This window comes from Clostridium cellulovorans 743B, assembly GCF_000145275.1.
In the GTDB taxonomy this organism is placed as follows: domain Bacteria; phylum Bacillota; class Clostridia; order Clostridiales; family Clostridiaceae; genus Clostridium_K; species Clostridium_K cellulovorans.
The window spans coordinates 2,121,468-2,144,543 of sequence record NC_014393.1; the positions used below are offsets into that span (position 1 = coordinate 2,121,468).

A 23,076-nucleotide genomic window follows, 5' to 3' on the forward strand; every position below is an offset into this window, starting at 1 on the left:
GAAAATTGAATAAAAAGTTAGGGCAAATTTAAAAAAATATAAAAAAACTTATAAAGTTAGCATTGATAAGAAGGAGTTTTAACTATATTATAGAATAAGAAACTAAGTGCAATATTTTGCATAGGAAAGAATGGAGACTAAAGATGGAATTTAAACACGTATCTGTTTTATTAGAGGAATGTATAGAAGGTCTTTCTATAAAACCTGATGGAATTTATGTTGATTGTACCCTAGGCGGTGCAGGACATTCCTTTGAGATTGTAAAACAGCTGACTTCAGAAGGTAGACTTATAGGTATAGATCAAGATACTAATGCTATAAATGCTGCTAAAGAAAAATTAAAGGACTATAATAATGTAACTTATGTTCATGATAATTTTCATAACATTGGAGAAATATTAGAAAACCTTAACATAGATAAAGTAGATGGAATTCTTATGGATTTAGGGGTATCTTCTCATCAACTTGATGTTGCTGAAAGAGGATTTAGTTATATGAAGGATGCTCCTTTAGATATGAGAATGAACCAAGAAAGAGATTTTTCTGCTTATGACATAGTTAATACATATAGTGAGGAACAGCTATTTAAGATAATCAGAGATTATGGAGAAGAAAAGTTTGCTAAAAGAATAGCAAGCTTTATTGTAAAAAATAGAAATGAAAAAACTATAGAAACTACATTTCAATTAGTTGAAATAATTAAGAATGCGATACCTGCAAAGGCTAGAAGAGAAGGACCACATCCAGCTAAAAGAACTTTCCAAGCTATTCGAATAGAAGTTAATAAAGAACTTGAAATATTAGATAAAGCTATTAATGATGGAATAGATAAGCTGGCCTTAGATGGTAGGATATGCATAATAACTTTCCACTCTTTAGAAGATAGGATAGTAAAAAATATTTATAAAGAACAAGCAAATCCATGCACTTGCCCTAAGGAGTTTCCAATATGTATTTGCAATAGGAAGCCTAAGGTGAAGATAATATCTAGAAAACCAATTGAAGCAAGTGCAGAAGAATTAGAATATAATCCAAGAAGTAGAAGTGCAAAGTTAAGAGTAGCAGAAAAAATTATGTAATCATCTTAAATAAGAAGTGTAATATATAATGGTGGAGGTGAATAAGATTGTTAGTAACGGAGAGGGAAACATTAATTAAAGGTAATACAGCGTTAAATCCTCAGAGAACGGAAGAGGAAATAATAATCAAAAAGCCCGTTAAAGAAGAAAAGGACAATAAAGAAGAACTATTAAAAAGAAAACTGGAAAAGGAACTGAGATTAAAAGAAAGAGCAACGGTACTATTGACCATTTTATTTACATTTATTATGGGCTTTTCTGTAGTTTTCGGTTACTCAAGAGTGTATCAACTACAACAAAGCTACAATGAGAGTTATAATGCTCTTTTAGAGATGAAAAAGAATAATGAAAATCTTAGAATACAGCTTGTAAAATTTAATGATGAACAGTTAGTTAGAGATAAAGCTGTTAACACTCTTAATATGATTAAGCCTAATGAAAAAAGTTATATAAAAGTCGATTTTAGTAAAAGTTATTTTGAACCAGATTTAGATAAAGCAAACGAAGAAGGAAAGAGTTTTATTAGCAGCCTATTAGATTAATTCTATTAGGGAGGATTATAATTTGTCCAAAAAAGTATTTACGGATAAATACATATTAAAACGGAGGATGATTATAATACTTGGTATTTTTTCAGTACTTGCAATAGTGTTAATATACTATATGATTAGGGTAATGATAATAAATGGTGAATACTATAAAAACCTTGCGACAAAGCAATGGACGAGTAGAGTAAAAATAGATGCCAAAAGAGGGACAATTCTCGATCGAAATGGCAATGAACTTGCGGTTAGTGGAAATGTATATAGAGTAGATTTAGATTTAAATGCTATTCGTGCTGACCTAAGGGAGGAAAAGTATACTCTTGAGGTTCTTGCTGATGATCTTGGCAAGGTTTTATCAATTTCAAAAGAATCTGTGCTTAAAACAATGACACAGAAAGGTCCGGATGGAAAGAATATAGGTTACGCAATACTAAAAAGAAGAATAGAGCCTAGTGTTGCTGATTCGGTAAAAGAAGTGATACAGAGATATGCTGCTAGTGGAATTTTAGTATCACCAGATACTAAAAGGTATTATACTAACGGAGTATTTGCGTCACAAGTTATCGGTCATACAAATTCTGATGGCGTAGGTCTTACAGGGGTTGAGCTTTATTATAATAAGTATTTAGCTGGTGAACCAGGAATAATTTTAGAAGAAAAAGATTTGCTAAAAAAAGAGGTTCCATATAATATTTCAAAATATGTAGCACCAGTTGAAGGTAATGATGTTGTTTTAACTATTGATTCAAAGATCCAAGCTTTTGCAGAGAAATACGCAAAGGAAGCTCAAAATGATAATAGTGCAAAAGCTGTAAGTATCATTGTCATGGATCCTAATAATGGAGAAATCTTAGCTATGGCCAACACTCCATGCTATGACCCAAATTCACCATGGATAGAAGGAATGAGCTTTGAAGAACTCCAAAAATCTTGGAGAAATAGGGCTGTTAGTGATGCTTATGAGCCTGGGTCTATTTTTAAGGTTATAACTGCTATGGGAGCACTTGAGGAAAATCTTATTTCTTCAGGGGATCAATTTATTGCTAATTGTAGTGGTAGTTTTGAGGTAGGTGGCAGAATAATTCACTGTTGGAAAAGAACTGGGCATGGAAGTGAAACTTTTGTGGATATACTGAAGGATTCTTGTAATACTGGATTCTCAAAAATAGGTGCAGAACTTGGTCCAGAAAAATTATATAAATATATCAAACAAGCGAATTTCGGAAACAAGACAGGAATAGACCTTCCAGGGGAATCAGCAGGAATAGTTAGACCTGCAAACAAAATGACAACTGTTGATGTGGCAACGATATCTTTTGGTCAAGCGAATACTGCTTCAATGATTCAATATATGGCAGCCTTTAATTCTGTCGCTAACGGTGGAACTTTTATAACGCCACATGTTTTAAAAGAAATAAAGACTCCAGGTCAAGATAATCCTCAAGTCGTGAAAACTTTTGATAGTGGAGTTAATAAAAGAGTTTTTAGTAAAGAAAAAACCCAAGAACTTAGAGGATATTTAGAACAGGTTGTTTCAGAGGGTGGTGCAAAGAAATCTTATATTGCAGGTCAACATATTGGAGGAAAAACTGGTACAGCTCAGATACCACAACCAGGTGGAGGATATGCCACTGGAAAATATCTTGCTTCTTTTGCAGGGATGGCTCCAGCTGATAATCCTAAAGTTACAGTGATGATTCAAATTTTAGAACCAGACCCTTCAAATTATTATGCTGGACAAATTGCGGCACCAGTAGCTCAAAAGCTTTTTAATGATATATTTAATTATTTAGATATAAAATCTGATGCTTCAGATGAGGAAGTTGAGCAAAGCCTCAAGAATAATGTAATTGTACCGGAGATAAGGGGACTTGAAAAGGAAGAGGCTATAAAGATTTTAAAGAAAAATAATTTGACTTATGACATAGAGGATAAAGGAAATGTTGTAAGTGATATAACACCAAAGCCAGGATATACTATGAAGGAAGGGGATAAAGTTATACTTTACACCGGTGATTCAAGTACCTATAATAAAGTAGTAGTAGTTCCTGATTTTGATGGATTATCAAAGGAAAAAGCAACAGAATTACTTAATTCATTGGGGATAAAAGGTACCTTTGAAGGTAAAGGTTTAGTTGTAGAGCAAAGTATTGATCCTGGTAAAGAGATTAATATTGGAGGTACTATAAACTTTAAACTAGAGGATATAATAGACTAGTAAAAGGCACAATACGTTTTCGTATTGTGCTTATTTAAAGAGGAGTGATTTTATGAATTTAAAGGAATTAATAAAGGATTTAGATTATGAAGTTTTAAATGGCGATATAGATGTAGATATCAATGGAATTCAGTATGATTCAAGAAAAGTTAATTCTTCTGATGTTTTTGTTTGTATACCTGGTTTCACTGTTGACGGCCATAATTTTGCAGAAAAAGCAGTAAACTCTGGAGCAAATGTTATAATCTGTGAAAAAGATATTACTGCCTATAAGGATGTAACTATAATTAAAGTTAAAAACACTAGAAAAGCTTTAGCTAAGGTTAGTGCAGTTTATTATAATAACCCAGAAAGAAGATTGAAAATCATCGGTGTTACTGGAACTAACGGAAAAACTACTTCTGTTTTTATGCTTAAGGCTATTTTAGAAAAAGCAGGCTTCAAGGTTGGATTAATTGGAACTATTGCAAATTACATAGGTGATAAGAAGCTAAAAGCTGAAAGAACTACTCCAGAATCTTTGGAGTTATTTAAACTTTTTAATGATATGACAGAAGCAGGGGTAGATTATTGTGTTATGGAGGTTTCTTCTCATTCATTAGATTTAGACAGAGTTTATGGGATAGAATTTAACTCAGGAATATTCACTAATTTAACTCAAGACCATTTAGATTACCACAAAACTTTAGAAAATTATTTTAATTCTAAGGCAAAGCTTTTTACAGTTAGTAAAAGTTCTATTATCAATTTAGATGATGATTATGGTGTGGCTTTAGCAGATAAAACTCAGGAAAAGCTTACTTATGCTATCGATAAAAATGCTGATTTAAAGGCTGAAAATATAAATTTAACTTCTAGAGGTTCTACTTTTGAATTAGAGTATAATGGGGAAAAGGAAATATTTAATATTAATATACCAGGAAAATATAATATTCAGAATGCTTTAGGCTGTATAGGATCAATATTAAAAGAAGGAGTTCATCTAAAAGTAATAAAAGAGGGATTGGATTCTTTAAAGGCTGTACCAGGAAGATGTGAGATAGTGACACAAGGTAGAAATCTAGGGTTTGAGATAATTGTAGATTATGCTCATACTCCAGATAGTCTTTTAAAGATATTGAAAACTGCAAGGGAATTTACTGATGGAAGACTAATAAGTGTTTTTGGTTGCGGTGGAGATAGAGATAATTCAAAACGACACATAATGGGTGGAATAGGAAGTGAAAATAGTGATATAGCTATTATAACTTCTGATAACCCTAGATCGGAAGAACCTAGCGAGATTATTAAGCAAGTAGTATCTGGAATAAAAAAAGATAATTATTTGGTTGAAGAAGATAGAAGAAAAGCTATTAAGCTTGCAATGAAGACAGCTAAAAATGGTGATATAATTGTAGTGGCTGGAAAAGGGCACGAAGATTATCAAGTATTAAAAGATAAAACAATAGATTTCGATGAAAGAATAGTTATAGATGAATTAATAAAGGAGCTGTTTTAGATGGAGAATATTACCTTAGAGGAAGTTTTAAAAGCAACAGAAGGTAACCTAATAATCAATGGTCCTAAAACTTCATTTAATCTTGTAAGTATTGATACAAGAAAGCTTGAAAAAGGATGTATTTATATAGCTATTAAAGGAGAAAACTTTGATGGCAATGATTTTGTTGTTGAAGCTATAAATAAAGGCGCAGAGCTTTGTATAATTGATAAAATAGCATATACAGAGGCAGAGGTCTTAAATAAATCAGCTATTGTCCTAGTAGAGAATACAAAAAAAGCACTTATGCAGCTTGCTAAATATTATAGAAATAAGTTAGATATAAAAGTTATAGGGGTTACCGGTTCTACAGGTAAAACTTCAACAAAGGACTTGATTGCAGCAGCATTAAGTGAAAAATTAAAAGTCTTTAAGACAAAGGGAAATTTTAATAATGAAATAGGACTTCCACTGATGATTTTTAATTTAGATAACACTTACGATGTGGCAGTATTAGAAATGGGTATGAGTGATCTTTTTGAAATCCAAAGGCTTTCAGATGTAGCTAGACCAGATTTAGGAGTTATCACAAATATAGGTATCTCTCATATTGAAAACTTAAAGACTAGAGAGAATATTTTAAAAGCTAAAATGGAGATAACTACTTATTTTGGAAAAGAAAATCTTTTAATTGTAAACCATGATGATCAATATTTATCAACTATAGATAAAGCAGAGTATAGGTTAATAAAAGCAAGTATTTCTGATGATAAAAATATTGACCTTAAAGGGGAAAGTTTAGTCTTAAAAGAAGATTCTTGTGAATTTAAGCTTAATGAATCAAAGTTTTATATTCCAATGCCAGGAAAGCATAATATATCAAATGCACTTTTAGCCATAGCTTGTGCTAGAGAACTTGGCGTTGAGGATCAGTTAATAAATAAAGGATTTTTGAATATAGAAGCCACTTCTATGAGACTTGATATAGAAAAAAATAAAGGTATAACTATAATCAATGACACCTATAATGCTAGTCCAGATTCAATGAAAGCTGCTATTGAAGTTATGAAGAATTTAAAAGGTAAAAGAAGAATAGCAGTTGTTGGTACTATGAAGGAACTTGGAGAAAATTCTTTTGAATATCATAAAGAAATGGGAATTTTTGCTAAAGAAAATTCTGTAGATATTCTAATTGCTATTGGCGAATTTGCAAAAGCATATTCAGAGGGATTTAATAATAAAAATAGTAGTATAGAACTAGCAGAAAAGGAAGGGGCAATAGCATATCTAACTTCAGAAATTAGAGAAGAAGATATAATTCTTGTTAAGGCGTCAAGAAGTATGAAATTTGAAACTATAGTTGAAGCCTTGAAAATTTTTACGACAAATGAAGGAGAATAGAAATGAGTAATTTCAGCGATTTAAAGATAGTTATGATGTATTTATTAATTGCATTATGTATATCTATAGCATTAGGTGCTGTCCTTTTACCAGTATTGTATAGATTTAAGTTTGGTCAGCCTATAAGAGAAGAAGGTCCAAAGAGCCACAAGAAAAAAGCAGGTACACCAACTATGGGAGGAGTAATTTTTATCCTTGCAACTATACTTGCAATGGCTATAAGGGTAAGAAGTATTAATGATACAACGCTAATTGTTTTGTTTGCTTTTGTAGCTTTTGGATTTATTGGGTTGTTAGATGATATGCTCAAGATTATTAAAAAGAAAAATGAAGGATTAAAGTCAGGACAAAAGATGCTTCTTTTGATGATAGTATCTGTAATTATAGGTTTGTATGCTGCAAACAATGAAGAAATAGGAACTAACATATTAATTCCTATAGTTAACAAGTATTTTGATCTTGGTCTTGTTGGATTTGTTATATTTTCAATTGTTTACTTTGCAGCAGTAACAAATGCTGTAAATTTAACTGATGGATTAGATGGCTTAGCTTCTAGTACTTCTTCTATAGTTATTGCATTCTTTGGGGCTGTAGCTTTAGGGCTTGGACAAATAAATTTAGCAGTGTTTTGTGGGATTTTAGTAGGAGCTTTATTAGGATTCTTAAAATATAATGCACATCCTGCTGAGGTTTTTATGGGTGACACTGGTTCGCTGGCTCTTGGAGGAGCTATCGGAGCTATTGCAATGCTATTAAAATTAGAGATTGTAGTTATTGTAGTTGGTGGAATATTTGTTTTTGAAACTTTATCTGTTATAATTCAAGTAATATCTTTTAAGACTACAGGAAAAAGAGTGTTTAAAATGGCGCCAGTACATCATCATTTTGAAGCCATAGGATGGCATGAAACAAAGATAGTAGCGGTGTTTTCAATCGTGACAGTAGCTTTATGCGCAATTGGATTTTTAATTATTTAGTGATCAATTTTTAGGGGGAAACAAAATGCAGAAAATAAAAAAGAAGGTGGAGGTGGATTTTACTTTACTTTCAGTTTTACTGCTTCTGGTATTTATCGGTGTTGTTATGGTATTTAGTGCTAGTTCCTATGTTGCACTGAATGATCCAGCTTATAATGATATGTACTATTTTCTTAAAAAGCAAGGGACTTTTGCTGTTGTTGGGTTAGCAACGATGTTTTATGTTCTTAGGATTGATTATCATAAGTATAAGAAATGGACCTTAGTATTTATGTTGCTGACAATTCCTATTAATCTAGCAGTTTTTGCTTTTGATCCAGTAAAAGGAGCTCAAAGATGGATAAGGTTTGGACCGATGAATCTCCAACCTTCAGAAATAGCAAAATACGTTATGGTATTATTTTTAGCCCATAGTATCTCTAGGAAAGGCGATAAAATGCAGAGCTTTTTATATGGAGTATTGCCATACTTAGGTGTCGCAGGAGCATACGCAGCATTAGTTCTTATCCAAAAAAGCTTGAGTATAACCATGGTTATACTAGGTACAACCTTGATATTATTATTTGTAGGTGGAGTAAAGAAAAAGTATTTTGCTATAGTTTTAGGCTTAGTTTTTACTTTTGGAGTAGTATTTATATTAATAGAGCCATATAGGTTAGAGAGATTACTTAGTTTTACTGATCCATTTGCTGATCCTAGAGGAGATGGCTATCAATTAATACAATCCTGGTATGCATTAGCATCAGGTGGGCTTTTAGGACAAGGTTTAGGACAATCAAGACAGAAGTGCTTTTTCATACCGGAGCCGCATAATGACTTTATCTTTTCAATAATTGGAGAGGAATTAGGGCTTGTTGGATGCTTATTTATATTATTTCTCTTTTCTGTATTGATATATAGAGGAATTAGGATTGCTTCAAAAGCTAAAGATACATATGGAAGTCTTTTGGCTGTCGGTATAATATCAGTTATAGCTATTCAAACTGTAATAAATATTGCCGTTGTAACAGGGGCAATGCCTGTAACTGGAGTACCAATGCCATTTATAAGTTATGGTGGTTCTTCTCTTGTGATAAATTTAGCTTCCATGGGTATACTTTTGAATATATCCTCGCAGACCGAGAAATAAAAGTTATTTAAATAGAACATAATAAAAACAGCTATAAGTATACTAAAAATACTTATAGCTGTTTTTATATAAGATATTAGATAAAAATATGTGTTCAGTTCCAAGGGAGTTTTCTTATAATGAGATTTTACAGGTAATAAATATTTATTTTTGAATATTTTCAGGTTAATTTTATAGATTAAGATAGAGTTCAAGGGTATTAATTTATATAATTATTTTTCCTTCACTAATAGCTTTTAGAGTTTCAACAAAAGTTTCATGCTCCTTTTTTAAAACTCTATTGGCTAAAATATCTATAGTATCATTTTCAAAAACAGGTACTTCACATTGATTTATAATAGGACCCTTATCATATTCTTCATCAATAATGTGAACTGTAACACCAGTAATTTTTTCTTTATTTGTAATTACGGCTTCATGTACATTTTTTTCATACATTCCTTTTCCACCGTACTTTGGTAATAATGCTGGATGGATATTTAGAATTTTTCCTTTATAATCCTTGAGTACCTTTGGACCAATTTTTTTCATATAGCCTGCTAGAACAATTATATTTACAGAATGCTCTTTTAAAATCTTTAAAATTTCTTCGTCTAAGTCATCAAAATCAGGATGAGTTTTTTGACTTCTATAAAAATGAGGTATTCCTTCGTTAATAGCTCTGGTCAGTGCAATAGAATCTGGATTATTACTAATCACTACACAAGGTTCCCCGTTAAGATATCCTTCTTTACATGCATTTATTATAGCTTGCATATTTGATCCACCGTGAGAAGAAAAAAATCCTATTCTTAAGTGTTTCATTATGTAAATCCCCCTGTTCGTATATATTATAACTTTTCTAAGTATGTATATTTCAATAAAGCTTCTACAATAGGAAGTATCGATCTTTCAATAATCATATAGGATACTGAGATAACTTTAATTATAAAATATATAATAAAAAAGAGTTCATAAAGCATGTGTAAATTATAGCATAGTTAGCTATTGCATTGCATTATTTAACATATAAATACTAAAATTTATTTTATATGTTAAAAGAGTATGGGTACTTTTTTAAGGGGTCTGTTTTATGCTCTAGTTTTTTATGGAAATTATTATTATTATTTTCTTAATTACACATGATTTTTTATTCTTATATAGTTTTAATTATGTTATTATATTATATGATAACAAATAAGAGTGGTGTTTATTATGACAGAAAATAAATTAATAGTTAAAAGAAGAAAAAAGAGGGTTATAAAGAGACTTGCAATATTTTTTAGTTTTTTTATTGGACTACTTATTACTTTATGCCTTAAATTGCCAGTTTTTAATATCTCTAATATTATTGTAAAAAACAACGATATAATAACAGATGAGAAGATTGTTGAAAATTCAGGGATAACATTAGGAACTAATATGTTTTTTTTCAGCACTAAGGAAGTTGAGAATAGATTACTTCTAAATCCATATATCAAGAAAGTTCATATATCAAGAAGGATTCCAAATGTAATAATTATCAATGTTGAAGAAAGAAATACTGCGTACCTTTATACAAAAGGAGATAATCAATTTATCTTAGATGAAAATGGTGTTGTATTAGAAGCAAATAGAGATAGCAAAAAAGGCTCTTTAGTGGAGATAAGTGGGATGGATTTGAAGGTTGTGGATTTAGGAGAACAAATAGCTCCTATAGATGAAAAGGATTTAAAGTTTTTAAAAGAATTTAAGGAATTACTAATTAGGGCAAAAGAGCAATTGCCGATTAATAAAATAGATTTCTCTGAGAAGTATAATTTAAGAGTTTATTATAATCAAGTAGCTATTAGATTAGGAGACACAAAAGAACTTGAAAAGAAGATGAATTATGCAATAAACATTATAAAAAGTCAAGGGCTTGAAGGAAAGAAGGCTGAGGTGAATGTAACTAATTTAGAAACGCCAACCTTCTCAATAACAAGTTAGGAGGAAAAAATGAAGAAATACAAATCACAATTTTTTATAGCATTTGTTTGTATGATATTTGCATTTATAATTACCTATCAAATTAAAAGTATTTCGTCAAAACAAGAAGTGGTTGTTACAAATGATTCTGCTGATATTTTAGAAGAAGTTAAAACTTTAAAGGATCAAAAGAAGCAACTTGAGGGAAAACTATCAGAAATACAAGCTCAAGTTGAGGATTATGAAAAAAATGCTGGAGAAAACAGTAGTTATGCAAAAAATTTATTGGAGGAATTAGAGAAGTCAAGGCTTGTATCTGGTGAAGTTGAAGTTACAGGCTCTGGAGTTGAAATAAATATAAGTCCTAAAAGTATAACATTTTCTGGGGAAATGACTCCTCAAGCTTTAATTACTCACAAAGAACTTATAATTATTATAAATGAATTATTTTTCTCAGGCGCTGAAGCGGTGTCTATAAATGATATAAGAGTTACTAATTATACTGGAATAAGAAGTTCTTCAGGTGGAGCCTATATATTTGTTGGTTCGGAAAAAATATCTCCGAAACAAGTTATTACTATTAGAGCAATTGGTGATCCAGATAAGCTTAAGAAAGATTTGGATTTTCCAGGGACCTTTGATGGTATACCATTATCCTCTTATAATCAGCCAACATATGAGAAAAAAGATAATATAATCATTCCAAAGACAAAAGAAGTTGTGACCTTTAAATTTTCACAAAAAGTAGTTAACTAGAAGGGAAGATAAAGTTGATAGTAATAATTGGTTTATTAATTGGCATAGCAATAGGACTATTTTCAAATGTAGATATACCAGTAGCTTATTCTGCTTATATGTCTGTAGCAATTTTTGCATGTTTAGATTCTATTTTTGGTGCTATAAGAGCTTCACTTGAAAAGACCTACAGATCAGATGTATTTATTTCTGGTTTCTTTGGAAATGCTGGCTTAGCAGTGGTACTAGTGTATTTTGGAGATAAGCTAGGGTTGCCTGTTTATATAGCAGGGGTTATTGTATTTTGTAACAGAATATTTAATAATTTTGGGTTCATAAGAAGATTACTCCTTGATAAGTTCAAAGTTCATTAAGAGGTGGAATTGGAAATGAAAAATAATGAAGCTACAATATTCTTATTTTTGGCAGCTATAATTGTTGGAGTATTAATTGTTTCAAACTTTTCTTTTGGAGCCAATGCCACTACTGTAACATTAAATGCTCAAGAATATTTTGAGGCAACAAACGAAAAGAATGAATTGTTAGGTGAAATAACTTCAATATTAGAAGAAAAGGAGCAACTAGAAAAAAAGCTTAGAACCTATAAATATAGACGAGGAGAAATTGAAAACGAGTTTAAAAAGGAAATAGATAAGTATGTTATGCTCAATGGACTTGTGGCTTTAGAAGGTTCTGGTGTTGAAATTCTTATGGATGACTATGTGAATTTTAAAGATGAGCCTATATCTGGCAATAACATACACAATACTGATGTTTTAGCAGCTATAAATGATTTAAGAGTTATGGGAGCTGAGGCGATTTCTATTAATGGTATAAGAATTGTTTATAATACTGAAATCTATTGTTTTGGCGCAGATCTAACAGTAAACGGTATTGCTATTTGTGCCCCGTTTAAAATTTCAGCCATTGGTGATGGCGAAAAGATGGAGGCTTATTTAAATTCTCTTGCAAGTGATTTAGGATATATAAAAAATCTTAGAATTAATTTAATAATTGATATTAAAAGAAAAGATAAGATTTTCATACCATCTTTTGACACACAATTTAAAAGTGAGTATATGGATATTCCAGAAACTCGTAACTAAAACATGTAATATAATATTTTTTTTATTTATATTATAAATTTATGAAGGAATTTTGAAATTAATAGAGAATTAATGTAGTAAATGCAGTAAAACTATATCATGAGAGGGGACATAAAATTGACAATAGAAGAAAATATATGTGCTCTTAGAAATGAAATTCCTAAGGATACAGTTATAGTTGCAGCTTCTAAGACAAGAACTTTAGAGGAAATAGAAAAAGCATATAATGCTGGACTTAGAGATTTTGGCGAGAATAAAGTACAAGAGTTCGTAGAAAAATATGAAAAGTGCAATCTTGATATAAACTGGCATTTTATTGGACACCTTCAAAGTAATAAAGTGAAATATTTAGTTGGGAAAAATGTATTAATACATTCTATAGACTCAATTGCTTTGTTAAATGAGATAGAAAAAAAATCTCAAGCACTTGGAATTGAAACAAATGTATTAATTCAAGTTAATATTGCAAAAGAACAACGTAAATACGGATTTTACGAAGAAGAGCTTAAAGAAGTTCTAAAAACTGTTGAAGGATTTACCAATATAAAAGTAAAAGGACTTATGACAATACTCCCAATAGAGAGTCATGAAGAGAATAGAAAGTATTTTAGAAAAGTAAAAGATATTTTTGATGAAATTAAGGATATAAATTATATTAATTCTGAGATGAAATATCTATCTATGGGGATGTCAAGTGATTATATAGACGCTGTTAAAGAAGGGACTAATATGATCAGAGTTGGTGAAGCCATTTTCGGTAAAAGAAATTACAACATATGAAAGGAGAATTAAAATGAGTGTATTAAATAAGATGATGTCAATAATAGGTTTAGATGAAGAAGATGAGTTAGAAGAAGTAGTTGAGGAGATGGAGGAAACTGTTGAAGAAACACCTGTAATCCCTCAAAATAAAGCTAGAAAAACTTCTAAATCTAATATCGTTGAATTGTCTACAGCACAAAATAATTCAACAAAAGTTATCATTTCAAGACCAAAGAATTTTGATGAAGCAATGATAATTTGTGATGAACTAAAAGATAAGAGAATAGTTATGATTAACACTACAGACCTTGATCCAAAGGTTGCTCAAAGATTACTAGATTTTGTTGGTGGTTGTTGTTATTCATCAAATGGAGAGTTACAAGAAGTTGAACGTAATGTTTATATTCTTTCTCCATGTAATGTAGAAGTGTCAAAGGAATTAGGAAGAGAATTAAATAATAAGAGCATATTTAAAATATAGCAAATAATTATGGATAAAAAACGATTTTTAAGCCTCTTTAATGAGGAAGATAAAATAGAGGTTTCAGCTATCTTTGATAAGATACAATTAGCAGAAAAGACTCAAGGTGAAATTTTTCTTAAGGAATTTTATCCACCAAGGATATGGAGAAAGGTTCAAGATATACAAAATGAAATTTATGCTTCTATAGGAACTTTTGGTATTTTTGAACATGCTGAAAGAAGAATGATAAGTTTTAATTGTAGTAGTGAGTATCAGATGCCTGTAAAAGTACTTTTGATAAAAACTAGTAATAAGTTTCAAAGAGTTGAACATAAAGATTACCTTGGTAGTATAATGTCTCTTGGGATCAAAAGAAGTAAGTTAGGGGATTTAATTGTAATAGATAACCTATGCTATGTACCTTGTACAGAGGATATTGCATCCTATATAATTGATAGTATAAGTAAGATAAAAAATACTCCATGTAAAATAGAAATTTTGTCTTCTTATGATAACTTGCCAGAATATCAGTATGATGAACTGGTTATTACCACAACTTCCCTTAGAGTTGATTCTGTTGTTAGCGGAATTACGGGAATTTCCAGGTCAAAGGGGTTAAGCGCACTTAGTAGTGGAGGGATTCTGCTAAATTATTCGGCAGTTTATGATAAAAGTAAGCTTGTATCTACAGGAGATACGTTGACACTCAGAACTTATGGTAAATTTAGTATAAAGGAAATCATTGGTGAAACTAAGAGTGGACGATTAAAAGTAAAAGTATTGAAATTTAAGTAATGAGGTGTTGAGATGAGACTTACAGCTATGGATATATCGAATAAGGAACTGAATAAAGGTTTTAGAGGGTATGATTGTAATGAGGTTGATGAATTTCTTGAAACCATAGCACAGGACTATGAGGCTATATATAAAGAAAATTCTGCGCTGAAAGAAAGACTTCAAACTTTAGAAGATAAAATTAAACATTATGAGAATCTTGAAGCAACAATTCAAAATACTTTGGTATTAGCTCAAAATGCAGCAGAACAAGCAAAACGTTCAGCTGAAAGAGAAGCTGAATTAATAATTCACAATGCTAACGAAAACTCTCAGAGGACTATCGATAAGGCTAATAGTGAAGTTGTTAAGATTAACGAAGAATATGCAGCTATAAAGCAAGAATTTACTATTTTTAGATCTAAGTATAAGAACTTTATGAAAACTCAAATGGAAATGTTTGAAACTCTTGAAAAAGATTATCTTACAAATTACTCCATATCAGTGCCGAAAAGCGAAGTGGCAGCGGATTTAGAAGATTCTTTTTCGGTAAAAGATGAAGATATAGATGATAAAAATTTTTCAAGCGATTTAGATGAGATAAAAAGTTTTTTTGTTAATGATTAAAAACCACTCCTTTGGGGTGGTTTTTCTTTGGAAAAGTTGACATTAATACAATAATTGAGTATTCTAAACTTAAAAACAGGAGGTAAAAAGATGATTATAGGATTAATTGGTGCAATGGATGAAGAATTAGAGATATTATTAAAGGAAACAGAAGTTGAAAAAACTCAGATAAAAGCTTCTATGAAATTTGTTAAAGGACATCTTTATGGTAAAGAAGTGGTTGTAGTAAGATGTGGGATTGGTAAAGTAAATTCTGCAATTTGTGCTCAAATACTTGTTGATGATTTTAACGTTGATTACGTAATAAATGTAGGGATAGCAGGTGGAATAGGAGCTAATGTTAAACCAGGAGATGTAGTAATAGGCGATTCTTTAGTCCAACACGATGTAGAGGCTATTGCTTTTGGTTATGAAGCTGGTCAGATACCAAGAATAGATACTTTAGATTTTAAGAGTTCAGAATACCTTGTGAACTTAGCTAAAGATGCATGTAAAGATGTATTGACTCACGAATATTTTGTTGGCAGGATAGCTACAGGAGACCAATTTATTGCTGATATAAATAAAATTAAATATATAAAAGAAACTTTTGATGCTATCGCTTGTGAAATGGAAGGTGGAAGCATAGCTCAAAGTTGTTACTTAAATCAAGTTCCTTTTGTTGTATTAAGAAGTATAAGTGATAATGCGGATAATGGTGCACATATGGACTACGAGAAGTTTCAACATATCGCGATTAAAAATTCAACAGAAATCATTAAAAATATGCTTATAGCTATGTAGAAAGTGCTAAAAATATAATTAGTTTATGAAAAAGATTTTATTAAATTAGAATTTTAACTTTTGTTAGTTTTATAATATATAAAAAACATGTTATAAAAAATCTTGTATTTGAGAAAATAGAACTAGAGTACTATAAGGAGGTTCTATTATGCTTAATGAAGACGAAAAGAAATATTTTAAAAATAAATTGTTAACAGAAAGAGAGAGAATTAATAAGTTACTAATGGAGATGAAGGATAACGAAACTATCGACAGTAACTTAAATGCAACTGCCGAACTATCTTTTTATGATAATCATCCATCAGACTCTGCAACAGAGTTAAGTGAAATCGAAAAAGGAAAGGCTCTTAAAGCTAATGAAACGAATATGCTTGGTAAAATAAACGAAGCCCTTGATGCATTAGAAAACGGAGATTATGGACTTTGTGGTAATTGCCAAAAAGAAATAACCAAAGAACGGTTGGATTTTCTACCTTACGCAAAGTATTGTGCTAAATGTCAAGGCATTATGCACACTTTAAGGGAGAGAACCTTTGAAGATAGACCAAATGAGGAGTATGTATTAAAGGATGTTTATTATAAAGGTTTTGGAGGTATAAAAGGTAGTGTAGGATTAGACGCTTTAGATACCTATGAATTAGTTGATAGCCATAATCAATTTGTTGATTCTGATGCAGATAAGATAAATGCACATTATGTTGATCCTTTAGATCGAGTTAGCAATATTAGTTATGAGGAAACTTTGTAAGTTATTAATTCAGTGTATTTATGGAAGAAATAATTATAATTTTTAATGAACTTAGCAGTAAAAGGATAGATAAATTTTTAGCAGAACAATTGGATGGTTATTCTAGGTCATTTATACAAAACATTATTGATGGGAACAATGTTTTAGTTAATGGTAAACCATGTAAGAGTAACTTAAAGCTTAAAATGCAAGATGAGATTACGGTTATTATTCCAGAACCACAAGAAATGAATGTAGTTCCAGAAAATATTTCCTTAAATATTCTATATGAGGATGAGGATTTAATTGTGATAAATAAGCCTCAAGGTATGGTGGTTCACCCGGCTTCTGGAGTTTATAACAATACCTTAGTTAATGCATTATTATATCACTGCAAGGACTTATCAGGGATAAATGGCAAATTAAGGCCAGGAATTGTGCATAGAATAGATAAAGATACTTCTGGAGTTATTGTAGTTGCAAAAAATGATAAGAGCCATAATTTTCTTGCAGCACAGTTGAAGGAGCACTCTATGAAAAGAGAGTATATTGCTTTAGTAGAGGGAATAATAAAAGAAGAAGAAGGAACCATAAATCAACCATTGGCAAGAGACCCTAAGGAAAGGATTAAAATTGCTGTGGTTAAAGGTGGAAGAGAAGCAATAACTCATTATAAAGTAATTGAACGGTTCAAAGAAAATACTTTAGTTAGGTGTATATTAGAAACTGGAAGGACTCATCAAATAAGAGTTCATATGAATTATAAAAAACATCCATTAGTTGGTGATCCAGTATATGGATATAAAAAACAAAGGTTTTCTCTTAATGGACAGTTATTACATGCGCAGAAATTGGGATTTATTCATCCAACTACCATGAAATATATGGAATTTAGTACAAATATTCCACAGGAATTTTTAAAAGTATTAAAGGTTCTTAAAAAAGAATTGCATGGTACTGAAAAAAATGATATTATATATTAAAGAAATATGACCTTTAAAGGTTTCCAGAGAGAGCCAAAGGTAAGCTGTCGAACATACATATTGTATGCTTTTACCTTATGGGTAAAAGCATTTTTTGTTTAAGGATGGTAACTTTTGCTGCATAAAATAATATAGGAATAATTTTATTTATTGTTAAAAGTTAATTTTAAATGTTATAGGAGGTGAAAACATTGGAATTTAAGACTCTATTAATGGATGATAAAGCAATAGGAAGAACTTTAAAAAGACTTTCTCATGAGATAATTGAAAAAAATAAAGGAATAGATGACATTGTATTAATTGGGATTGAAAGACGAGGAGTTCCAATAGCTACTCGTATATCAGAATTTGTCGAATTGTTTGAAGAAAAGAAGATCCCAGTAGGTTCAGTGAATATATCTTTGTATAGAGATGACTTAAGTACTATCTATGATCAGCCGGTGGTAAAAAGTACTGATTTAGGTGTTGATGTAAAAGATAAAATAGTAATTTTGGTAGATGATGTGCTTTATACTGGAAGAACTGTAAGAGCGGCTATTGATGCTGTGATTCAGTGTGGGAGACCTAAGAGTATTCAGCTTGCAGTTTTAGTTGATAGAGGGCATAGGGAGCTACCTATTAGAGCTGATTATGTAGGTAAAAATATACCGACTTCTAAAGAAGAGTTAGTATCAGTTTTATTAAAGGAAATCGATCAAGAGGAATCAGTAAAGCTTTATGAATAGATGGCTATGTGAATAAATAGCTACATTTATAAATATAGAATAACAGAAGAAAAAACTTTTAATGATAGTCCAGTGAGACTACAAGGAGGAAATAACATGAAAAAAGAAAGTGCATCAAAAAATTTTATCGATGTAGAGGATAGGTTGCCAATTTTAAAAACTATACCATTAAGTTTACAACATTTATTTGCTATGGTTGGAGCTACTATACTTGTACCTATGCTTACAAATTTACCGCCGTCTATAGCATTGTTTACAAGTGGTGTAGGAACGCTTTTATATATTCTATGTACAAAGGGCAAATTGCCATCGTATATAGGATCATCTTTTGCATTTATCGCCCCAATGACTGTAGCAGCAGCAACTTATGGAAAAGGTGAAATGCTAAGTGGTGTAATTGCATCAGGCCTTGTTTATGTAATAGTTGCGTTAATAATTAAATATGTAGGAACAAAATGGCTAGATAAGATACTTCCACCAGTTGTTGTAGGATCCATTATTTTAGTTATAGGATTGAGTTTAGCAGGTACTGCAGTACAATGGGCAGGGCTATCAGCTAGTACTGTGATTCCAGAAGGTGTTTCTCGAAGTGCATATATTGCAGTAGCTTTAATAACTTTAGCTGTAGGTGTTTTTGGGACTATGTATTTTAAAGGTTTTCTTGGGGTAATTCCAATCCTTATAGCTATGTTAGTTGGATATGTCCTTGCAATAATCTTTAAAGTAATACCACAGGAAGCTATTAATGAAATAACAAGTACTTCTTTAATTGAAATTCCTAAGTTTGTAGCACCGAAATTTAATTTAAGTGCAATAATACTTATGGCTCCAGTTGCTTTTGTAACTCTTGCAGAGCATATTGGACATGTTTATGTAGTAAATAGTGTTGTAGGAAGAGATTTTACAAAGGATCCAGGACTTCATAGATCAATTCTTGGTGATGGTGTTGCTACTATGTTTGCCGGCTTAGTTGGAGGTCCTCCAAATACTACTTATGGTGAAAATATTGGAGTAATGGCTATTACCAAAGTGTATAGTGTTTGGGTAATTGGTGGAGCTGCGATACTTGCTATAATACTTTCATTCATTGGTCCAGTATCAGCTATAATAACTCATATGCCACAACCAGTAATGGGAGGAGTTAGTATACTTCTTTTTGGTATAATCGCTTCTTCAGGTTTTAGAATTTATGTTGAGGATAAAATTGATTTCAGTAAGAAAAGAAATTTAATTATATCTTCTGTTATTGTTGTATTAGGGATAGGTGGAGCATCATTGTCATTTAATCTAGGACAATCAGTAGTTGAAATTTCAGGAGTAGCATTAGCTACAATTGTAGGAATAGTATTAAATTTAATATTGCCTAAAAATAGCTTTAACGAAGAAAATTAAATATTATATATTGCTGCCTATAGCTTGAGAGAAATCTCATATCTATAGGCATTTTTATAGAGTTTTACTCTATAAAATAGAAGGCATTCTTAAAAAGGTTAAAGAACTTATGATCATTATTATAATTTAGGAATATCTCTAGAACATCAAACCTAAAATTACAATCACTAAGCTTGTTTATGGATATATAGTATTTTGCAACCTTGCAAAGCTTTAGTTGTTTATAGCTATTAACAGACTCACAAGGAACACCGTAGCCCATATTATACCTTGTTTTAACCTCTATAAAAGCTATAGATAAGTTATCTCTTGCAATTATGTCTATTTCACCATGGTAGCTTCTAAAATTTCTATTTAATATATGATAACCTTGTTTCTTTAAATATTCTTCTGCTATATCTTCGCCATATTTTCCTACAGCTACTTTTAAATTTTTCATAATAGGCTCCTTATATATAATTTTAATTAACAGGGTATGTTAGTTTCTAGTTTTATTATTGTCTAATAAAGTTAGAGGTAAAACAAAAAATATAAAAGAAATTTTTATAAGGAAGTATTAGATTATTTTCTGCTGTCAATAATTTTGTTGAGGTGATGAAATTGTCAGTGAATTTAAACTCTGCTACCTTTAATGGCATTGATGGAGTAATTGTACAAGTTGAAGTTGATATTAGTAGAGGACTTCCTAGCTTTACTATAGTAGGTCTTGCAACCACAGCGGTTAAAGAAGCAAAGGAAAGAGTTAGAAGTGCTATTGTTAATAGTGGTTTTGAATTTCCTATGGGTAGGATTGTAATAAATTTATCTCCAGCAGATATTAAAAAGGAAGGCGCATTACTTGATTTATCTATGGCTGTTGGGCTTTTGCTAGAGTCTGGACAAATATCTCTAGAAGATATAGGAGAACATATTATTTTAGGTGAATTATCCTTAGATGGTACTATAAAAAGCATTAATGGAGTATTGGCTATAGTGCTAGAAGGAAAAAACTTAGGATATACTAAGTTTATTGTTCCAGAGGATAATAAATTTGAAGGTGCTTTTGTAAATGAAACAGAAGTTTTTCCTTTTAACTCTTTGAAAGAAGTAATTCACTATTTGAAATATAAAGATATTCATCCTTTTAAAACAGAAATAAAAATGCCTGATAAAGAAGAAGTTTTGGATTTTTCGGACATAATAGGTCAGGAAGCCACTTTAAGAGCACTAGAGATATCGGCAAGTGGTAATCATAATATAGCATTGTATGGGCCTCCAGGTTGCGGAAAAACCATGATAGCGAAGAGGTTTAGTTCTATATTGCCTGATTTATCCTATGACGAAGCACTAGAAGTAACTAAGATATACAGTGTTGCTGGACTTTTAGCAAAGGAAGGGATCATTAATAAGAGGCCAATAAGAAGTCCTCACCATAGCAGCTCTATAATCAGCCTTATAGGCGGAGGAACTAGATTAATGCCTGGAGAGATAACTTTAGCTCATAGAGGAGTGCTATTTTTAGATGAATTTTTAGAGTTTGATAAAAAGTTTCTTGAGAATTTAAGGCAGCCTTTAGAAGATAAAAAGATTAATATAACTAGAATATTTGGAAAGGTAATTTACCCATGCGATTTTATTTTGCTTACGTCTTTCAATCCATGTCCTTGTGGTAATTATGGTGATAAAGATAAGAAGTGTATATGCACAGAACTTGAGAGAAATAGATATATTTCTAAACTTTCAGGACCACTAAAAGAACGTATAGATATGTTTATCGGTATGAATAAGGTTGAAGCTCACAAGCTTGTAGAATCTAAAGGAACTATTGATTCAAAGATTATAAAAGAAAAGGTTATTAAGGCAAGAAAAATACAAAAAGATAGATTTAAAGGAGAAAGTTTTTATTATAATAGCAATATGGATTTAAAAGCTATTAACAAATATTGTGTTCTTTCAAAGGAAGCTAAAAAAGAAATCAAGAAATATATAAAGTACTTTGATCTTAGCGCTAGAAGCTATCATAGGGTTTTAAAAATAGCTAGAACCATCGCAGATTTAAGAGAAGTTGAACTTATATCCAGTGAAGATCTTATGGAAGCTATAAAGTATAGAACGGGATTGGATAATAAGGTTTTATAAATTAAAAGGAGTTGATATAACACGGATATTTATGATATATGGTTTCAAAAGATAAAAATAAAATGCAATATGAAAAGAGAACTTCTTGAGGAATATCAATGTACAAAAGATATATATGAAGTATTGACAGCATATAAAAATTTTGAGTACAACATAAAAAATATTGAGCCCTTAGATAAAAGTTATTGTGAAGAAGTTATAAAGTATTTAGCAAAAAATGATATAAAAATCGTAAAAATTAATGATAAAAATTATCCTAAAGAATTATTAAATTATGATGATATGCCCAGTATATTGTTTTATAAAGGAGATATTGAACCTTTAAACAAAAATGAGAATGTTGCCATTGTTGGTTCAAGAAATCCAACTAATTATGGAATTGATGTAGCAGAAATAATTACAAAGTATCTTTGTAAAAAGGAGATAAGTTTGGTAAGTGGGCTTGCAAAAGGAGTAGATGCTGTAGTTCATAAAATATCCTGTGATAAAAATAACTACACTTGTGCTGTGATTGGCAGTGGTATTGATGTGACTTATCCTTATAGTAATAAAGAATTATATAAGAGAATTATAAATAATGGATGTATACTCAGTGAATTTCCGCTTCATACAAAACCGTTATCTTATAATTTCCCAAGACGCAATAGAATAATAAGTGCCTTGTCAAAGCGGATTATTGTGGTTGAAGCTAGTGAAAAGAGCGGATCTTTAATAACCGCTGGACATGGTCTAGACCAAGGTAAGGAGATAATTGCTGTACCCGGTTCGATATTTAGTGAGCAAAGTAAAGGAACTAACAAATTGATATCTGATGGGGCAATACCTTTTTTAAGTTTAGATACTTTAAGAGAAACTTTATCAATATCCATAGATAAAAATGAAAATATGTGTAATAATAATCGAGATAATACTTGGAGTTTGTCGGAGGTAGAAAGTAGAATTTTTGAAAATTTGAGTGATAGTCCTATACATGTAGACGATTTAATTTCTATGGTCAATATTGACATTAATCAAATCTATAAGGTATTATTTGAAATGCAAGCTAAAAACCTAATCTATACGTTAAGTGGTAATTATTATGCGAAGAAATACACTAGTGTTTGATATAGATTGAATAAAAATCTGGAGG

Annotated in this window: 24 protein-coding genes; 22 read left to right on the top strand and 2 right to left on the bottom strand. The window is 30.8% G+C overall.

What is annotated here, in order from left to right; all coding sequences use genetic code 11:
- Positions 1-143 precede the first annotated feature (143 nt).
- From rsmH to spoVE, 7 genes are read left to right on the top strand one after another with little or no spacing between them, the layout of a single operon-like run.
- Entirely contained in the window at positions 144-1,079 is a 936-nt protein-coding gene (gene rsmH / locus CLOCEL_RS08775) for a 16S rRNA (cytosine(1402)-N(4))-methyltransferase RsmH (RefSeq protein ID WP_010077296.1), read from the top strand.
- 47 nt (positions 1,080-1,126) lie between these two features.
- On the top strand, positions 1,127-1,621 hold the full coding sequence (locus tag CLOCEL_RS08780) for a septum formation initiator family protein (RefSeq protein ID WP_010077295.1): 495 nt from the start codon (positions 1,127-1,129) through the stop codon (positions 1,619-1,621).
- Between the two features lie 22 nt (positions 1,622-1,643).
- A complete protein-coding gene (locus CLOCEL_RS08785; RefSeq protein ID WP_010077294.1) occupies positions 1,644-3,842 on the top strand; it encodes a stage V sporulation protein D in 2,199 nt (732 codons plus the stop codon).
- Positions 3,843-3,894: 52 nt separating this feature from the next.
- Positions 3,895-5,340 carry a UDP-N-acetylmuramoyl-L-alanyl-D-glutamate--2,6-diaminopimelate ligase gene (locus CLOCEL_RS08790; protein ID WP_010077293.1) on the top strand — a complete coding sequence of 482 codons (1,446 nt, stop codon included), beginning with the start codon at positions 3,895-3,897 and terminating at the stop codon, positions 5,338-5,340.
- Positions 5,341-6,720 (top strand): UDP-N-acetylmuramoyl-tripeptide--D-alanyl-D-alanine ligase, encoded by a 1,380-nt coding sequence (locus tag CLOCEL_RS08795; protein WP_013291691.1) that lies wholly within the window; start codon positions 5,341-5,343, stop codon positions 6,718-6,720.
- 2 nt (positions 6,721-6,722) lie between these two features.
- Positions 6,723-7,697, top strand: coding sequence for a phospho-N-acetylmuramoyl-pentapeptide-transferase (mraY, locus tag CLOCEL_RS08800; RefSeq protein WP_010077290.1), 975 nt, complete (start codon positions 6,723-6,725; stop codon positions 7,695-7,697).
- A 25-nt stretch (positions 7,698-7,722) separates the two neighbouring features.
- The gene (gene spoVE / locus CLOCEL_RS08805; RefSeq protein ID WP_010077289.1) at positions 7,723-8,826 is read left to right on the top strand and encodes a stage V sporulation protein E; all 1,104 of its coding nucleotides are present in this window, start codon (positions 7,723-7,725) and stop codon (positions 8,824-8,826) included.
- Positions 8,827-9,030: 204 nt separating this feature from the next.
- Here spoVE and purN read toward each other — a convergent pair whose 3' ends face one another.
- Entirely contained in the window at positions 9,031-9,630 is a 600-nt protein-coding gene (gene purN, locus CLOCEL_RS08810; RefSeq protein WP_010077288.1) for a phosphoribosylglycinamide formyltransferase, read from the bottom strand.
- 390 nt (positions 9,631-10,020) lie between these two features.
- On the opposite strand from purN, the gene CLOCEL_RS08815 reads away from it, so the two are divergent.
- From CLOCEL_RS08815 to uraA, 13 genes are all read left to right on the top strand, one after another.
- A complete protein-coding gene (locus CLOCEL_RS08815) occupies positions 10,021-10,773 on the top strand; it encodes a cell division protein FtsQ/DivIB (protein ID WP_010077287.1) in 753 nt (250 codons plus the stop codon).
- Between the two features lie 9 nt (positions 10,774-10,782).
- Positions 10,783-11,508, top strand: a complete 726-nt coding sequence (locus tag CLOCEL_RS08820) for a DUF881 domain-containing protein (protein WP_010077286.1) — start codon at positions 10,783-10,785, stop codon at positions 11,506-11,508.
- Positions 11,509-11,522: 14 nt separating this feature from the next.
- Complete coding sequence (locus tag CLOCEL_RS08825; RefSeq protein WP_010077285.1) at positions 11,523-11,861, top strand: small basic family protein; 339 nt, start codon at positions 11,523-11,525, stop codon at positions 11,859-11,861.
- Between the two features lie 15 nt (positions 11,862-11,876).
- Entirely contained in the window at positions 11,877-12,593 is a 717-nt protein-coding gene (locus tag CLOCEL_RS08830; protein ID WP_010077284.1) for a DUF881 domain-containing protein, read from the top strand.
- Positions 12,594-12,710: 117 nt separating this feature from the next.
- Entirely contained in the window at positions 12,711-13,373 is a 663-nt protein-coding gene (locus tag CLOCEL_RS08835) for a YggS family pyridoxal phosphate-dependent enzyme (RefSeq protein WP_010077283.1), read from the top strand.
- 13 nt (positions 13,374-13,386) lie between these two features.
- The gene (locus CLOCEL_RS08840) at positions 13,387-13,836 is read left to right on the top strand and encodes a cell division protein SepF (RefSeq protein ID WP_010077282.1); all 450 of its coding nucleotides are present in this window, start codon (positions 13,387-13,389) and stop codon (positions 13,834-13,836) included.
- Between the two features lie 9 nt (positions 13,837-13,845).
- Complete coding sequence (locus CLOCEL_RS08845; protein WP_010077281.1) at positions 13,846-14,613, top strand: YlmH family RNA-binding protein; 768 nt, start codon at positions 13,846-13,848, stop codon at positions 14,611-14,613.
- Between the two features lie 12 nt (positions 14,614-14,625).
- A complete protein-coding gene (locus CLOCEL_RS08850) occupies positions 14,626-15,219 on the top strand; it encodes a DivIVA domain-containing protein (RefSeq protein ID WP_010077280.1) in 594 nt (197 codons plus the stop codon).
- Between the two features lie 90 nt (positions 15,220-15,309).
- Entirely contained in the window at positions 15,310-16,002 is a 693-nt protein-coding gene (locus CLOCEL_RS08855; RefSeq protein ID WP_010077279.1) for a 5'-methylthioadenosine/adenosylhomocysteine nucleosidase, read from the top strand.
- A 148-nt stretch (positions 16,003-16,150) separates the two neighbouring features.
- Positions 16,151-16,750, top strand: coding sequence for a TraR/DksA C4-type zinc finger protein (locus CLOCEL_RS08860; protein WP_010077278.1), 600 nt, complete (start codon positions 16,151-16,153; stop codon positions 16,748-16,750).
- Between the two features lie 20 nt (positions 16,751-16,770).
- The gene (locus CLOCEL_RS08865; RefSeq protein ID WP_010077277.1) at positions 16,771-17,712 is read left to right on the top strand and encodes an RluA family pseudouridine synthase; all 942 of its coding nucleotides are present in this window, start codon (positions 16,771-16,773) and stop codon (positions 17,710-17,712) included.
- 191 nt (positions 17,713-17,903) lie between these two features.
- Entirely contained in the window at positions 17,904-18,437 is a 534-nt protein-coding gene (pyrR, locus tag CLOCEL_RS08870; RefSeq protein WP_010077276.1) for a bifunctional pyr operon transcriptional regulator/uracil phosphoribosyltransferase PyrR, read from the top strand.
- A gap of 96 nt (positions 18,438-18,533) precedes the next feature.
- On the top strand, positions 18,534-19,829 hold the full coding sequence (gene uraA, locus CLOCEL_RS08875; protein ID WP_010077275.1) for a uracil permease: 1,296 nt from the start codon (positions 18,534-18,536) through the stop codon (positions 19,827-19,829).
- A 64-nt stretch (positions 19,830-19,893) separates the two neighbouring features.
- Here the strand turns inward: uraA and CLOCEL_RS08880 are convergent, their stop codons facing one another.
- Positions 19,894-20,268: a YraN family protein gene (locus CLOCEL_RS08880; RefSeq protein WP_010077274.1), complete on the bottom strand. Its 375-nt coding sequence runs from the start codon at positions 20,266-20,268 to the stop codon at positions 19,894-19,896.
- A gap of 155 nt (positions 20,269-20,423) precedes the next feature.
- Between CLOCEL_RS08880 and CLOCEL_RS08885 the strand changes: the two genes are divergently transcribed.
- Together CLOCEL_RS08885 and dprA are read left to right on the top strand one after the other, a co-directional pair.
- Complete coding sequence (locus CLOCEL_RS08885) at positions 20,424-21,947, top strand: YifB family Mg chelatase-like AAA ATPase (RefSeq protein ID WP_242655240.1); 1,524 nt, start codon at positions 20,424-20,426, stop codon at positions 21,945-21,947.
- Positions 21,948-22,016: 69 nt separating this feature from the next.
- Positions 22,017-23,051 (top strand): DNA-processing protein DprA, encoded by a 1,035-nt coding sequence (gene dprA, locus CLOCEL_RS08890; protein ID WP_010077272.1) that lies wholly within the window; start codon positions 22,017-22,019, stop codon positions 23,049-23,051.
- The last annotated feature ends 25 nt before the right edge of the window (positions 23,052-23,076 follow it).